We start from the raw sequence: 13,773 nt of genomic DNA, 5'->3' as shown, positions 1-13,773 counted from the left end.
GGCTTCAGTTCCGGCGGTGGTTCATCGCGATCTACCGGTACTGAAGCCGCTCCCACAAACGCCTCCACCGGATAACCGATGACCTCCCCTGCCACCGACGCAAGAGCGACTGCTACTACCGAGTCCAAATCCAGCGCGCCCAAACCCAAGCCCAAGCTCGGCAGCCTTCGCGCTCTGTGGCCGTTCATCCGTATGCACACGGGATTGTTCGCGGCGTGGCTGAGCGCATTGGCCGTTGCATCGGCGGCCACCCTGAGCTTGCCGGCGGCGTTCAAGCAAATGATCGACCATGGCTTCAGCGATGGCGGCGCGGGAATCAATCAATCGTTCGTGCTGTTGTTCCTTGCGGCGGTGGTGCTGGCACTGGCGAGCGCCGCGCGTTTCTACTTCGTTTCCTTGCTGGGCGAAAAGGTCGTCGCCGACCTGCGGCAGCAGTTGTATGGACACCTGATCGGTTTGGGCGCCGAATTCCACGACCGCAGCCGCAGCGGCGAACTGGTCTCGCGCCTGTCCGCCGATACCGAACTGCTGCGGAATGTCGTGGCCACCAGCATGTCGGTCGCCTTGCGCAGTAGCGTCACCGTCATCGGCAGCATGGCGATGCTGTTCGTCACCAGTCCGCGGCTGGCGGCTTTTGCGGTGATCGGCATTCCATTGGCGGTGTTGCCGATTGTGCTGGGTGCGCGGCGGTTGGAAAAAGCCTCGCGTGCCAGCCAGGACCGAGTCGCCGATGCGAACACTTTGGCCAGCGAGACCTTGGGCGCGGTCCGCACGGTGCAGGCACATGCGCGCGAGCCCTACGAAAGCGGCCGTTTCAGTGCCGCGGTCGCGGTTGCCGTGGAAACCGCCCGCAAACGCATCCGCGCGCAAGCCTGGGTGACCGCTGCGGCCATCACCCTCATCTTCGGCGCGATCGTGCTGGTGTTGTGGTCGGGCGCACACGATGTGGTCGAAGGCACAATGACCGCGGGTACGCTGGCGCAATTCGTGCTGTACGCGCTGATCGGCGGCGGCTCGGTGGGTGCGTTGGCGGAAGTCTGGAACGAACTGCAACGTGCGGCGGGCGGCATGGGCCGCATCGCGGAACTGCTGCAGGAATCTTCCGACATCGCCGTTCCCTCGCAACCAAAATCATTGCCCGCCGTACGTGGCGAGATTCGTTTCGACAACGTGGTCTTCCACTACCCGTCCCGGCCCGACCTGCCGGCGCTGGACGGCTTCGATCTGGCCGTGCATCCCGGTGAGACGGTAGCGCTGGTGGGGCCGTCCGGCGCCGGCAAGAGCACCGTGTTTTCGATGCTGCTGCGCTTCCACGATGCACAGGCCGGCGCGATCCGTGTCGATGGTATCGACCTGCGTGAACTGGACCCGGCTGACCTGCGCGAACAAATTGCGTTGGTACCTCAGCAACCGACCATCTTCGCCGCCAGCGCGGCCGACAATATTCGCTACGGCAAGCTTGATGCGACCGAGGCGGAGTTGAATGCCGCCGCCGAAGCCGCCGAAGCCGATGACTTCATACGCGAGTTGCCGGAAGGCTTCGATAGCCAGCTCGGCGAACGCGGCGCACGCCTGTCCGGCGGCCAACAGCAACGCATCGCCATCGCCCGTGCGCTGTTGAAGAATGCGCCGATTCTGCTGTTGGACGAGGCCACCAGTGCACTGGATGCACAAAGCGAACGCGCCGTGCAGCATGCATTGGAACGGCTGATGGAAGGACGCACCACGTTGGTCATCGCCCACCGGCTGGCCACCGTATTGAAGGCGGACCGCATCGTCGTGATGGATCGCGGGCGTATCGTCGCCCAGGGTACCCACGAAGAACTGCTGGCACAGGACGGCTTGTATGCGGAACTGGCGCGATTGCAGTTTTTGGATTGAGAGGCGGATTGCTGTTGTAGAAGCGGCGTCCCGCCGCGAGCTCTTCCATCAGATCGCGATAGAAGCGAAGAGCGTGAAGCTCGTCGTTTACCAAACTGGACGCGCTGCGACGCGTTCTTGATCGCGCGTGCGGATGTGGCTATCGGGGCGCGGATAAAAGCAAAAGCGCGCGCCGGGACGGCGCTCCTACCTATGATTCCTGCACCTACGATTCGCCGATCAACCCGCCTGCATCAACGGCACGGCAGCACGCGGGCGGCTGGGGAAGGCATGACGCACTATCCGCCAGATGACTTCGCCGAACTGCTTGGGCAGCGAGCCGGTGTTGTAGTGCTGACCGTAGCGGGCACAGATATCGCGCACTTCCGGCGCTAATTCCGCATAGCGGTTGGCAGGGATATCCGGATAGAAGTGGTGTTCGATCTGATGGCTCAGATTGCCCGATAGCACATCGATGATCGCACCGCCGCCAATGTTGGAAGAGCCGCGCAACTGGCGCAGATACCAATGGCCACGCGATTCATTCTTGATGCTTTCCTTGGGAAAGGTTTCCGCATCCAAGGTGAAGTGGCCGCAGAAGATGATGACGAAGGTCCACACATTGCGCATGCCGTTGGCCACCATGTTGCCCAGCAATATCGGCAGGAAGAACGGGCCGGCCATCAACGGGAACACCAGATAGTCCTTGATCAGTTGGCGCGCCATTTTCCTGCCCACCGGGCGAAAATTCCGCCGCAGCTGCGCGCCGCTCATCTTGCCGTGCCACCAACGCCCGAGCTTGAGGTCCTGAATAGCCACGCCCCACTGGAACAGCAGCGCGAAGAACACCGCGATGACCGGTTGCGCCAAATAGAACGGCTTCCAACGCTGCTCCGGGAAGACGCGCAACAAGCCGTAGCCGATGTCGTCATCCATGCCACGCACGTTGGTGTAGGTGTGGTGTCGGAAATTGTGGGTCTTGCGCCAGTTTTCGCTGGTCGCCACGATGTCCCATTCGTAGGTCTGGCCATTGAGATGGGCGTCGCCCATCCAGTCGTACTGGCCGTGGATGACGTTGTGGCCCAACTCCATGTTCTCCATGATCTTCGACAGTCCCAACAGCAACGTGCCCAAGACGCACACCGGCAGGAAGAAAGGAGCGAACGCCGCGCCCGGTAGCGCCAGGCCGCCCAAGACCGCGCCCGCGAACAGCAGAATGCGGCCGGCGAGTCCGGTATAGCGCACTGCCTTGACGATATTGCGGATGTAACGAGCGTCGCGGACGCCCAGCGTAGCGACGGTACGCGCACGCAGCGCGTCGAGTTCTTCGCCGAAGCGGTCAAGTTCGGCGGCGCTGAGGGGACGATTGCGGGGTGCGTTCATTTGGGGACGAGTTGCCTGGGCGCGGGACATCAGAGATCGAGTTCAAGGTCGGTGGCGGCGCTGTGGATACAAAGCTTCAACGCCGACGTGGCTTCATGCATCAGCTCGCCGGTATGCAGTTGGCGTGCGCTGCCGGAGAATTTTCCGCAGGCGCAGGTGTTGCAGATGCCCATGCGGCAGCCGGAGGCAGGCTTCAGGCCTTCGGCTTCCAAGGCGGTCAGCAGCGATTGACCGCGTGGCAGGCGCAAGCGGCGACCGCTGCGGCGCAGATGCACTTCGACGTCGCCTACCTCGTCGACAGCGATCGGCGGCGGCGTGAACGCTTCGGCCTGGAATGATTTCGCATGCTCGCCGAGCAACGCGCGCGCAGTTTCGACAAAGCCACCGGGACCGCAAGCCAGCACTTGCTGATCGGCGACACGCAGACCCAATGCGGAAATCAATTCGGCATCGATGCGGCCTTCGCCTTCATCGGTTCGTTGCGCAGGTTCGCGGGTCAACATCAACCGCAAGCGGAAGCGCGGCTGCGCTACGGCAAGCGCGCGCAGTTCATCGAGGAAACAGAACTCATCACGCTGCCGCGCCCAATACACCAGGGTCAGATCGACCGGCATGCCCTGCCCGGCCAGCTGACGGATCAGCGCCATCAGTGGGGTGATGCCGCTGCCACCGGCCAGGAACAACCAGGCGCCTTGCGGACGCGAGGGCAGCGTCATTTCGCCGAAAGCCGGCCCCAGTTCGAAAATGTCGCCCAGCTTCGCGCTACGGCATAGGTGTTCGCTGACGCGTCCGCCCTCGATGGCCTTGACGGTAATGGCTAGCAGCCCATCCGCCCGCATCGGCTCTGTCAGGCTGTAGCTACGGGTCAGGCGAGCGCCGTCGACATCCACGCCCAGGTTCAGATGCTGGCCGGGCTGGAAACCTGCCCAATGGGCGTTCGGCTTCAACAGCAGCGTCACGGCGTCGCGCGATGCTGGTTCGCGCGCGACCAGCTTGGCCAGCGGGCGCTCCCAGGTCCAACTGCGGCTGAAGCGGGAGGCCCAGAAATCGAAAACGTCCGGCTTGATCAGCGGACGGAGCAACCGCCTGAACGGGCTGGTTCCACGACGGTCGGGGAGAACTTGAGCATTCATGGGGCCTACTATACCCATGTGAATACATTTGTGTATACACGTGTATATTAATTCTGCGGCTATGATGCCGTCATCCCCGCCCTTCGGTTCAGCTAATCCCGTGACGTCACCCCCATTTTCCAATCTTCATGAAGATCATGGCCCTGGCCGCAAAGCGTCGATCTCGCGGGAAGACCTGTTGGCGGCAGCCTTGAAGTTGGTTGGCCCGCACCGCAGCGTTTCCACGCTCAGCCTGCGCGAAGTGGCCCGGGAAGCGGGAATAGCACCGAACAGCTTCTACCGGCAGTTCCGCGACATGGACGAACTAGCGGTAGCGTTGATCGACCTGGCCGGACGCTCGTTGCGCAAAATCATCGGCGAGGCGCGCCACCGTGCCGCCAGCAATGATCGCAGCATCGTGCGTGGTTCGCTCGAGGCCTTCATTGAACAGCTGCGCGCCGACGACAAGTTGCTGCACGTGCTGCTGCGCGAAGGCACGGTGGGCTCGGATGCGTTCAAGCAGGCCGTGGATCGGGAACTGAATTTCTTCGAAGAAGAACTGCACGTCGACCTGGTTCGCCTGGCAGAACGCGACAACGCCAAACTGCATCAACCAGCGCTGGTGTCCAAAGCGATCACTCGCCTGGTCTTCGCCGTGGGCGCCACGGCGATGGATCTGCCCACTGAGAAAGATGCCGAATTGATCGATCAGCTGTCGGACATGGTGCGGATGATCATCACGGGCTCACGGACGATTGCGATGCAAGGTACTGCGGCGCAAGCGTAGCGGCGCTCTCGCCGTTGCGAGGCGGCGCGTATGTTTTTGTAGGAGCGGCGTCCCGCCGCGAGCTCTTCCATCAGACCGCAACAGAAGCGGACAGCTATTGAAGCCCGCTGTCCGCGACTTGGACGCGCTGCGGCGCGTTCTTGATCGCGCGGGCCAAGGGGCTACCGGGGCGCGGAGCGGCGTCCCGCCGCGAGCTCTTCCATCAGCCGCAACAACTATTAATGCCCGCAGCCCGCCATCTGGACGCGCTGCGGCGCGTTCTTGATCGCGCGGGCCGAGGGGCTACCGGGGCGCGGAGCGGCGTCCCGCCGCGAGCTCTTTTCGTAGATCGCGATAAAAGCGAAGAGCGCGCGCCGAGGACGGCGCTCCTGCAACAGCCGATACGCGGAATATCGGGCTACACCGGCAACGCCCGCGTGATCAGGGCGCTGATATCACCGCTTGTCGGCAACGTGCCGAATGCCAGCCCATGTTCGCCGCCCAGGCGGCTGCGGATGAAGAGTTCCGCGGCCGGGCTTTGCGATGTCAGCAAGACCGCCGCTTGTAAACCGAGAGCCAACTGCTCCGTCAGCAGGCGCGCATTCGATTCGGCGATATTGCCAGGCGTTAGCGCTGCCTGCAGCCGCTCCAGCCAACCATCGAATACGGCATCGCGGCCAAGCGCTGCCTCCAGCTCCGCCAACACGGCCGCACCGGTTTCTGGTTCGCGAGACAGTGCGCGCAGGACATCCAGGCACTGGATGTTGCCGCTGCCTTCCCAGATCGAATTGAGCGGCGCCTGCCGATACAGCCTCGGCAACATGGACTCTTCCACGTAACCGGCGCCACCCAGGCACTCCTGCGCTTCATTGACGAAGGTCGGTGTGCGTTTGCATATCCAATACTTGCCGACTGCAGTGGCGATGCGGGCGAAGGCGGCTTCGCGGGCATTGCTGGCGGAAGCCTCCACGGCACGCGCCACTCGCAACGAAAAAGCCAGCGCGGCTTCCGACTCCAGCGATAAGTCGGCCAATACATTTGCCATCAACGGATGATCCACCAGCGGCTTACCGAAACTACGGCGATGGCGTGCGTGGTGCACAGCTTGCGCCAACGCCATGCGCATCTCCGCCGCCGAGCCCAGCATGCAATCCAGCCGCGTGTACATGACCATTTCGATGATGGTTGCCACTCCACGTCCTTCATCGCCGATGCGGCGCGCCCAAGCGCCGCAGAATTCGACTTCGCTGGACGCGTTCGACCAATCGCCCAACTTGTCCTTCAGCCGCATGATGCGGAACGCGTTCTTGTCGCCATTGACCAGGCGACGTGGCAACAGGAAACAGGTGAGTCCACCGGGAGCCTGCGCCAGTACCAGGAAGCCGTCGGACATAGGCGCGGAGAAGAACCACTTGTGACCGGTCAACGCATATTCGCCCTCGCGCGCCAGTGGCGTGGCCACCGTGGTATTGCTGCGCACGTCCGAACCACCCTGCTTCTCGGTCATGCCCATTCCCAAGGTAACGCCGGCCTTCTCCGCAATAGGGATATCGCGCGGGTCGTACACCGGAGCGGCAGCCTTGTCGGCCCACTCGCGCAGGGCCGTTTCGCGCCGCAGTACCGGCACCGCCGCATGGGTCATCGTCAAAGGGCAGCTGGTGCCGGATTCAACCTGATGATGCAGATAGCTCAATGCCGCACGTGCGACCTGGCTGCCAGGTTCTTCCTGGTGCCACGACAATCCAGCGACACCGTGTTCTTTCGCTGCGTGCATCAGGCGGTGGTAAGCCGGATGGAATTCAACCGTGTCGATGCGATGGCCATATCGGTCGTGTGTTTTCAAGCGCGGCTTGTCGCGGTTGGCATCGAAGCCGATGCGATACAGCTCATCGCCGGCCAGCGTTGCGTAGTGTTGCAACGATTCCGCAAAAGCGCTCGCACCTTCGCGAGTCACCCCTTCGCGCAAGACGGCATCGTCGGCCCAGAGATCACGGGGTTCGAACGGCGGTGGTTGATTTTCCACCGCGTGGGTTTCGAATGGCGGTAATGGATTCATCGCATCCTCCAACGCATGGATTGATTGTCGCGCATTCTTGGAGACGGCGCTGCAAGCCAAAGCTTTTGACACGGATTAACGCAGATGAAAGCAGATAAAAAAATGTGGGTTCCGCCTGGATCCGCATCGACGAGCAACCCCGCAGGGACGCCGTCTCGGCGCGAGCTTTTGCTTTTATCGTGATCGGATGGCAAGAGCTTGCGCCGAGACGACGCTCCTATCGGTCAGAAGTCGCTACGGAAGTATTGAAAGCGCCCAGCGCTTTCAAGAATTCCGGTTTCAGTTTCAGGCTGCCGAAGAATCCATGCTGTGTGCCGCTGAGTACACGCAGCATGTGGCCACGCCCGCCCGGCAGACGACCCAACGGCAGGAAGCTGACGTCGCGTACCTTCGCAATGATGTCGAGCTCGGACTGAAATAGCGGGGTCAGCCAGCGGCTCCAGAACTGATAGATGGATACGTGCGATTGCCGTTGTCGTTGGTACTGCGCCAGCGCGGCATCGATCCGCGTTTGTGCGCGCAAGGCATCGCGCAGTGCCAGCGCATCCATCAATGCCATGTTGACGCCCTGCCCCAGTTGCGGACTCATGGCGTGCGCGGCATCGCCGATCAACACCAGCCGATCACGATGCCAGCGACGCATGGTTGCGTCGCGGTAACTGGCACGTGCCAGGCAAGCCGTGTCGACAATGCTTTCCAGGCGTTGGTGCGCCTGCGGCCATAGGCTTGCGATCTCATCCAGCCACGGTTGCACACCATCTCGCTGCCAGCGGTCGAAATCGGCAACGGGCAGGCTCCAGAAAAAACTGAGCCTGGGTGTGTCATCGCCGGGGCGTGTTCCCACCGGTAACAAGCCGATCATCTTGCGGGCGGCTACATAGCGCTGGCGAAGCTCTTCGGGCCACTGCCAGTCGCCCTGTGGCACCAGGCACCACAGCGCTCCCCAGGGATACGGCGCATTTTGTCTGATGCCGTGCGTGTGCGTGCGCAACGAAGAGCCGGCGCCATCGGCGGCGATCACCAGATCGAAGGGGCCGTGCCACCCGCCTTCGCCATCCTGGATGCGACGCGTATCGTCGTCGATGCCAACGATGCGGGTGCCGCGATGTACGTGCTCCACACCGGTCCAGGCCTGTGCCAACAGCGTAAACAACGCACCGCGCTGCATTCCCAACCCGAACATGTCCGCACCCAGCTGCGTGTAACGCATGTCCATCACGGCGCGTCCGCATGGCGTCTCGCCATACAAGCGCTGCACCACCCGCCCGTGTGTCAATGCCTGTTCCAACAACCCCAGTTCCCACAGCACTTGCAGACCGGTTGGCTGCAACAGGAAGCCGGCGCCTACCGGTCCCAGTTCCTGCGCGCGTTCGAAAACTTTCACCCGGTGTCCGTCGCGCGACAGCAGGATCGCGGCAGCCTGGCCCGCCGTGCCGTAGCCGATGATGGCGATGTCGAGTAATGGCTGCATACCGTCGTCATTTCCTTCACGCGTTTACCTGCGAACACCGCACCGGGTTAATAACCATGCGGATACCAATTTAAGTAAATGCATTTACCTGCTGCTGAGCCCGGTTGCGCGACCATTTATGCGGCAACGCACAATGCCGAAGAGGAGCCTCGGCATAAAAAAACCCCGCCATGGCGGGGTTTGAAGAAACAAAAATTCGGTAATCAAGCAGCCGGTGTGACATTGCCCGCTTGGGCGCCTTTGGGGCCTTGGCTTACCTCATAGCTGACGCGCTGGCCTTCCTGCAGGCTGCGAAAGCCTTTGGCTGTAATAGCAGTGTGGTGCACGAAGACGTCGGCGCTGCCATCTTCTGGCGCGATGAATCCGAAGCCCTTGGCATCGTTAAACCATTTGACGGTACCGTACGGCATAGCGATTGCATTTCCTTTTCTGGATGCGGGTGGTTTGTGTGACTCGTCGTCACGGCCCGAGTATGCAAACCTCGGAGCGAGTTGACAATCACCCGCGTGCAAGTTCGCCGATCAGCTCCGGCAACCCGGCCGATGCCGCTTCCACATTCGACAGCACCTCGGCCAGGGTGATCTCTTCGCCGGTACCGCAACCGGCCGCCCAGTTGGCGACGATCGCCAGGCAGGCGTAGTCCAGTCCGAGTTCGCGCGCCAAGCCCGCTTCCGGCATACCGGTCATGCCCACAAGATCGCAACCATCGCGACGCATCCGTGCGATCTCGGCTTTGGTTTCCAGCCGCGGACCTTGGGTGGCACCGTAGCAACCGCTCTCCACCAGCTTGACGCCGGTGACGTGTGCGGCGGCAATGACCTTGTGGCGGAGCAATGATGTGTAGGGATCACCGAAATCGACATGCAGGACTTCGTTATGCCCGCTTCCATCCGATGCGGCATCCCATATCGTCGAAACGCGGCCCCAGGTGTAGTCGATCAACTGATCCGGGCACGCCAGGACTCGCGGACCGAACCGCTCGGTGATGCCGCCCACGGTGTTGAGTGCCAGCACGCGAGTGGCGCCGACTTCTTTCAGCGCGGCCAGGTTGGCGCGGTAGTTCACTTGATGCGGCGGTACCGAATGTCCTTCGCCATGCCGAGCCATGAAGGCGATGCGTTGCCCCAACAGGTGGCCGATGCGGACGGGGCCGGAGGGTTTGCCAAAGCGCGTATCGACCTGCCGCGTTTCCACATCTTCCAGGTTCGCCAGCTTGTACACGCCGGTGCCGCCGATGACGGCCAATGCGATCCGATGGCTCATATCAATCCTTCAGCGCGTAGATGCCGGGGAGATTGCGACCTTGTTCGTGGTAGTCCATGCCGAATCCGAAGACATAACGGTCCGGCACGCTCAGGCCCACATAGTCGGCGCAGATTCCCGGCACGCAGCGATCGTGCTGCTTGACCGTCATCGCTGCGATCCGCACGTCCGTAGCACCTTGTTCCAGGCACCATTCGCGTACCGCCAACAAGGTGTGTCCTTCGTCCAGGATGTCATCCACCAGCAGAACGCGGCGACCGTAAAGGGCGGTGGCTGGACGATGCTTCCACACCAGTTCGCCGCCACTGGTTTCGCCGCGGTAGCGGGTGGCATGCAAGTAATCGAATTCCAGGTCGAGCCCGTGCTCACCCAGCTCCAAAGCCAGCAGGCCTGAGAAAGGCAGCGCACCGTGCATGATGGTCAGATAGACGGGCACTTCGCCTGCATAGTCGCGTGCGATCGGTTCGGCCATCGCGGCGATCGCGGCTTCCAATGCCGCCCGCTCCACGACCAACTCGGAATTGGCCAGTGCATCCGCCAGCGATGGACGGCGAGAACCCAGCGTAGTCATCAGGCAATTCCTCGTGTGTTGCTGGTCAGGCGCGACTGCGTTTCACCATAGCGCTGATCCGCCAGCAAGCCATCCCACCCTAGCGCGCCACGACCTATCAGTCCAAGCAGCGCGGCCGTATTGAAAGTACGGCCTTCCACCGCCTTCAATGACTCCTCAACCAGCTTGGGCGCGCACACCAGCACCACATCGCAGCCGGCATCCAGGTGATCGTCGATGCGCGCCTTCACCCCACCGGCGGAAAGCGCCGCGGCCATGCCGATGTCATCGGAGAAGACCACGCCACGGAAACCCATTTCCTGTCGCAGGATCTCCTGGATCCAGCGCGGCGAATAACCTGCGGGCTCAGGGGCGACGGCCGGGTACTTCACGTGCGCCATCATCACGGCGTCGGCGCCGGCGTCGATACCGGCCACGAACGGCACCAGGTCCTCGTTGCGCAATACATCCAGCGTCCTCGGGTCCACCGCATCGTCGAAATGCGTATCTTCCAGCACCGTGCCGTGACCGGGAAAATGTTTCAACGTGGCCGCCATGCCGACGCTGTGCATGCCACGCACGTAGGCGCGGGTGAACTCGGCCACCACCTGCGGATCGGCATCGAATGCACGGTCGCCAATAGCGCGGTTGCCACGCGCCAGGTCCACGACCGGGGCAAAACTCAGGTCCACGCCACTGGCTTTCACTTCGCTGGCCATCAGCCAGGCATGTTCCTGGGCTTGCTTCAATGCGGCCTGGGGATCTGTTGCATACAGCTTTCCGAAACCTTCCAGCGAAGGAAGCGCGCTGTAGCCGTCGCGGAAGCGTTGCACGCGGCCGCCCTCCTGGTCCACGCAGATCAGCTGGGGACGCGGTACGGCGGCGCGGATCGCGGCGGACAATTCCGTGACCTGACTGCGCGAAGCGAAGTTGCGGCCAAACAGGATGACGCCGGCGACCGCATCGTGCTGCAGCCAGTCGCGTTCCTGCGGGGTGAGTTCGGTACCGGAGATGCCGATGACGAGCATGTATGGGGCCTACTTGGAGAGGATATCGGTGGCGGCGCGTTCATCGTCCGTCCAAGCGGAGTACGAGCGCGACGCCAGTGCCAGATTGTAATAGCGCAGGCTGTCGGTGACTTGCTTACCAATCCAGGCCGGTTTCACGAAGCTTTCATCGGCGTCGCCCAGTTCGATTTCGGCGACGATCAGGCCGGTGTTATCGCCCAGAAACTCGTCGACCTCCCAGAGATGGCCTTCATGACGGACGTAATGGCGGCGCTTGTCGATCACCCCGCCGACGCATAGCGCCAGCAGCTCGCGCGCATCGGCTACAGGGATGGGATAGTCGAATTCCTGGCGGGTATGGCCCGACTCTCGCGACTTCAGGTTGAGGAATGCCTCACTACCCTGGATGCGCACACGCACCGAGGCCTTCTGGTCGCCGTTGTCCATGGCCGCCACATCGTTGATGTAGCCCTGCGCCATCGGCACGACCTCATGCGCGGCTTCGCGCCAGCCGTCGCCGATGACCAGGAATTTGCGTTCGATTTCTAGGGGCATGGTTGGAAGGCCGGGAATGGGGAAACGGGAATAGGGAATGGGAAGAGCGCTACGCCGCGAGGATATTGATCTGGATGCTACGGAACATCGATGAAAAACTGAAAGCTCGGCTGAGGGGATTTCGCTTTTCCGATTCCCTATTCCCGGTTCCCCATTCCCGGCTACCTCTCAAACAACGCGATCGACTCCACATGCGCGGTGTGCGGGAACATGTCCATCACGCCGGCGGATTTCAGGGTATAGCCGTGTTCGTTTACCAGGTAGCCCGCATCGCGCGCCAGTGAGCCTGGGTGGCAGCTGACGTAGACGATACGTTCGAATTGTTTCAACGGCAGCTGCTGCAATACATCGATGGCGCCGGAACGCGGCGGATCCAGCAATAGCTTGTTGAATCCGGCTTTCGAAGGACTTGGCCGCATCCACGATGTGCCGCGCTGATCCTGGGTCAGATCAGCTGCGTGGAACTGGGCATTGGTCAGACCGTTACGCGCGGCGTTTTCGCGCGCACGCGCCACCAGGCCTGCTTCACCTTCCACGCCCACGACTTCACCGACCAACCGCGCCATCGGCAAGGTGAAATTGCCAAGACCGCAGAAGAGATCCAGAACGCGGTCTTGTGGTTGCGGATCCAGCAACTCGAACGTACGCGCGATCATCTTCTGATTGAGGCCCGCGTTGACCTGGATGAAGTCGAGCGGCCGGAAGGCGAGTTCGATATTCCATTGCGGCAGCGCGAACACCAGCTTTGGGTCTTGCGGCCACAACGCATGCACGCTCTCCAAACCACCCGGCTGCAGGAAGACGGCGAAATCATGGGCCTTGCCGAAGTCAGTCAATGCGACAAGATCATGTTCGCTCAGCGGCTGCAGATGGCGAAAGATCAGGGCAATGCCGCTGTATTCGGGTGAGCTGTCGCCGGCGATGAATTCGATCTGCGGAATATCCGCCCGGGCGTGCAAACTTTCGACAAGCTGCGCCAGCGCGCCGATCTTGCTGCCGAGCTGGGGGATGACGGTATGACACTCGGACAGATCGGCGACAAAGCGCGGATCTTGTTCGCGAAAACCGACCAGCGTCTTGTCTTTCTTGTTGACCCGTCGCACCGAGAACCGGCCTTTAATGCGCCGATAGCCCCAACTGGCATCGGTCAGCGGTGCCAGCACCGCTCGCGGCGTCACGTGGCCGATGCGTTCCAGGTTCTCCAGTAATACGCGCTGCTTGGCGATGATCTGCTGCGACTCGTCCATATGCTGCAGCACGCAGCCGCCACACGTTCCAAAATGGATGCAGCGCGGCTCAACCCGATGCGGCGAAGCCTGCAGCACTTCAATGGTACGGGCTTCGTCGAAATGGCGATTCTTCGCGGTTTGCTCGGCCATCACCCGCTCGCCTGGCAAGGCGCCGGTGATGAACACGGCTTTTCCGCTTTCTTCTGGGGATTTGCCTGCCCGGCGGGCTACCCCGCGGCCGTCGTGGCTCAGGTCGAGGATGTCGGCTTCAAACGGGGTTTTGTCGATACGGGGAGAACGGGAACGTGCCACGTGGCGAAGGTTGCGTGCTGACTGCGGGCGCGTATTGTCGCATGGGGGTGAAGCCGGGAATGTGGAATTTGGAATGTGGAACAGGGAAGCGCTTCCGCTTTTGCCTCCCCCTTTTAAAAAGGGGGACTGAGGCTGAGGTATCCCCACGTTTTTCATACTGAGATCAACCGCTTATTGGCGATCTGACTGGAAAGTAGTGCGCGCATGAC

Annotated in this window: 12 protein-coding genes; 2 read left to right on the top strand and 10 right to left on the bottom strand. The window is 61.9% G+C overall.

Annotated elements, in window-relative coordinates; all coding sequences use genetic code 11:
• The first annotated feature begins 78 nt into the window (after positions 1–78).
• On the top strand, positions 79–1,881 hold the full coding sequence (locus AADW18_RS00060) for an ABC transporter transmembrane domain-containing protein (RefSeq protein WP_337341309.1): 1,803 nt from the start codon (positions 79–81) through the stop codon (positions 1,879–1,881).
• Between the two features lie 219 nt (positions 1,882–2,100).
• On the opposite strand, the gene AADW18_RS00055 is transcribed toward AADW18_RS00060, so the two are convergent.
• Positions 2,101–3,243, bottom strand: a complete 1,143-nt coding sequence (locus AADW18_RS00055; RefSeq protein ID WP_337341308.1) for an acyl-CoA desaturase — start codon at positions 3,241–3,243, stop codon at positions 2,101–2,103.
• Between the two features lie 29 nt (positions 3,244–3,272).
• Positions 3,273–4,376 (bottom strand): FAD-binding oxidoreductase, encoded by a 1,104-nt coding sequence (locus AADW18_RS00050; RefSeq protein ID WP_337341307.1) that lies wholly within the window; start codon positions 4,374–4,376, stop codon positions 3,273–3,275.
• Positions 4,377–4,476: 100 nt separating this feature from the next.
• On the opposite strand from AADW18_RS00050, the gene fabR reads away from it, so the two are divergent.
• Positions 4,477–5,142, top strand: coding sequence for an HTH-type transcriptional repressor FabR (fabR, locus tag AADW18_RS00045; protein ID WP_337341306.1), 666 nt, complete (start codon positions 4,477–4,479; stop codon positions 5,140–5,142).
• Positions 5,143–5,539: 397 nt separating this feature from the next.
• Here fabR and AADW18_RS00040 read toward each other — a convergent pair whose 3' ends face one another.
• The 8 genes from AADW18_RS00040 to rlmD form a co-directional block, all read right to left on the bottom strand.
• Complete coding sequence (locus tag AADW18_RS00040; protein ID WP_337341305.1) at positions 5,540–7,177, bottom strand: acyl-CoA dehydrogenase family protein; 1,638 nt, start codon at positions 7,175–7,177, stop codon at positions 5,540–5,542.
• A 217-nt stretch (positions 7,178–7,394) separates the two neighbouring features.
• Positions 7,395–8,648 (bottom strand): NAD(P)/FAD-dependent oxidoreductase, encoded by a 1,254-nt coding sequence (locus AADW18_RS00035; protein WP_337341304.1) that lies wholly within the window; start codon positions 8,646–8,648, stop codon positions 7,395–7,397.
• 203 nt (positions 8,649–8,851) lie between these two features.
• Positions 8,852–9,058 (bottom strand): cold-shock protein, encoded by a 207-nt coding sequence (locus tag AADW18_RS00030; RefSeq protein WP_337341303.1) that lies wholly within the window; start codon positions 9,056–9,058, stop codon positions 8,852–8,854.
• Between the two features lie 88 nt (positions 9,059–9,146).
• Positions 9,147–9,911 carry an S-methyl-5'-thioinosine phosphorylase gene (locus tag AADW18_RS00025; protein WP_337341302.1) on the bottom strand — a complete coding sequence of 255 codons (765 nt, stop codon included), beginning with the start codon at positions 9,909–9,911 and terminating at the stop codon, positions 9,147–9,149.
• Between the two features lies 1 nt (position 9,912).
• Positions 9,913–10,482, bottom strand: coding sequence for a hypoxanthine-guanine phosphoribosyltransferase (locus tag AADW18_RS00020; protein WP_337341301.1), 570 nt, complete (start codon positions 10,480–10,482; stop codon positions 9,913–9,915).
• Positions 10,482–11,489 carry a beta-N-acetylhexosaminidase gene (gene nagZ / locus AADW18_RS00015; RefSeq protein ID WP_337341300.1) on the bottom strand — a complete coding sequence of 336 codons (1,008 nt, stop codon included), beginning with the start codon at positions 11,487–11,489 and terminating at the stop codon, positions 10,482–10,484. Before nagZ ends, AADW18_RS00020 begins: the two co-directional genes overlap by 1 nt.
• A 9-nt stretch (positions 11,490–11,498) precedes the next feature.
• Positions 11,499–12,023, bottom strand: coding sequence for a CYTH domain-containing protein (locus tag AADW18_RS00010; protein WP_337341299.1), 525 nt, complete (start codon positions 12,021–12,023; stop codon positions 11,499–11,501).
• Positions 12,024–12,184: 161 nt separating this feature from the next.
• Positions 12,185–13,564: a 23S rRNA (uracil(1939)-C(5))-methyltransferase RlmD gene (rlmD, locus tag AADW18_RS00005; RefSeq protein ID WP_346842721.1), complete on the bottom strand. Its 1,380-nt coding sequence runs from the start codon at positions 13,562–13,564 to the stop codon at positions 12,185–12,187.
• Between the last annotated feature and the right edge of the window lie 209 nt (positions 13,565–13,773).

Source organism: Pseudoxanthomonas sp. CCNWLY206-1 (assembly GCF_039710385.1).
In the GTDB taxonomy this organism is placed as follows: Bacteria; Pseudomonadota; Gammaproteobacteria; order Xanthomonadales; family Xanthomonadaceae; genus Pseudoxanthomonas_A.
The sequence above is the reverse complement of the archived record's forward strand: the minus strand, read 5'-3'. Positions and strand labels throughout refer to the sequence as shown.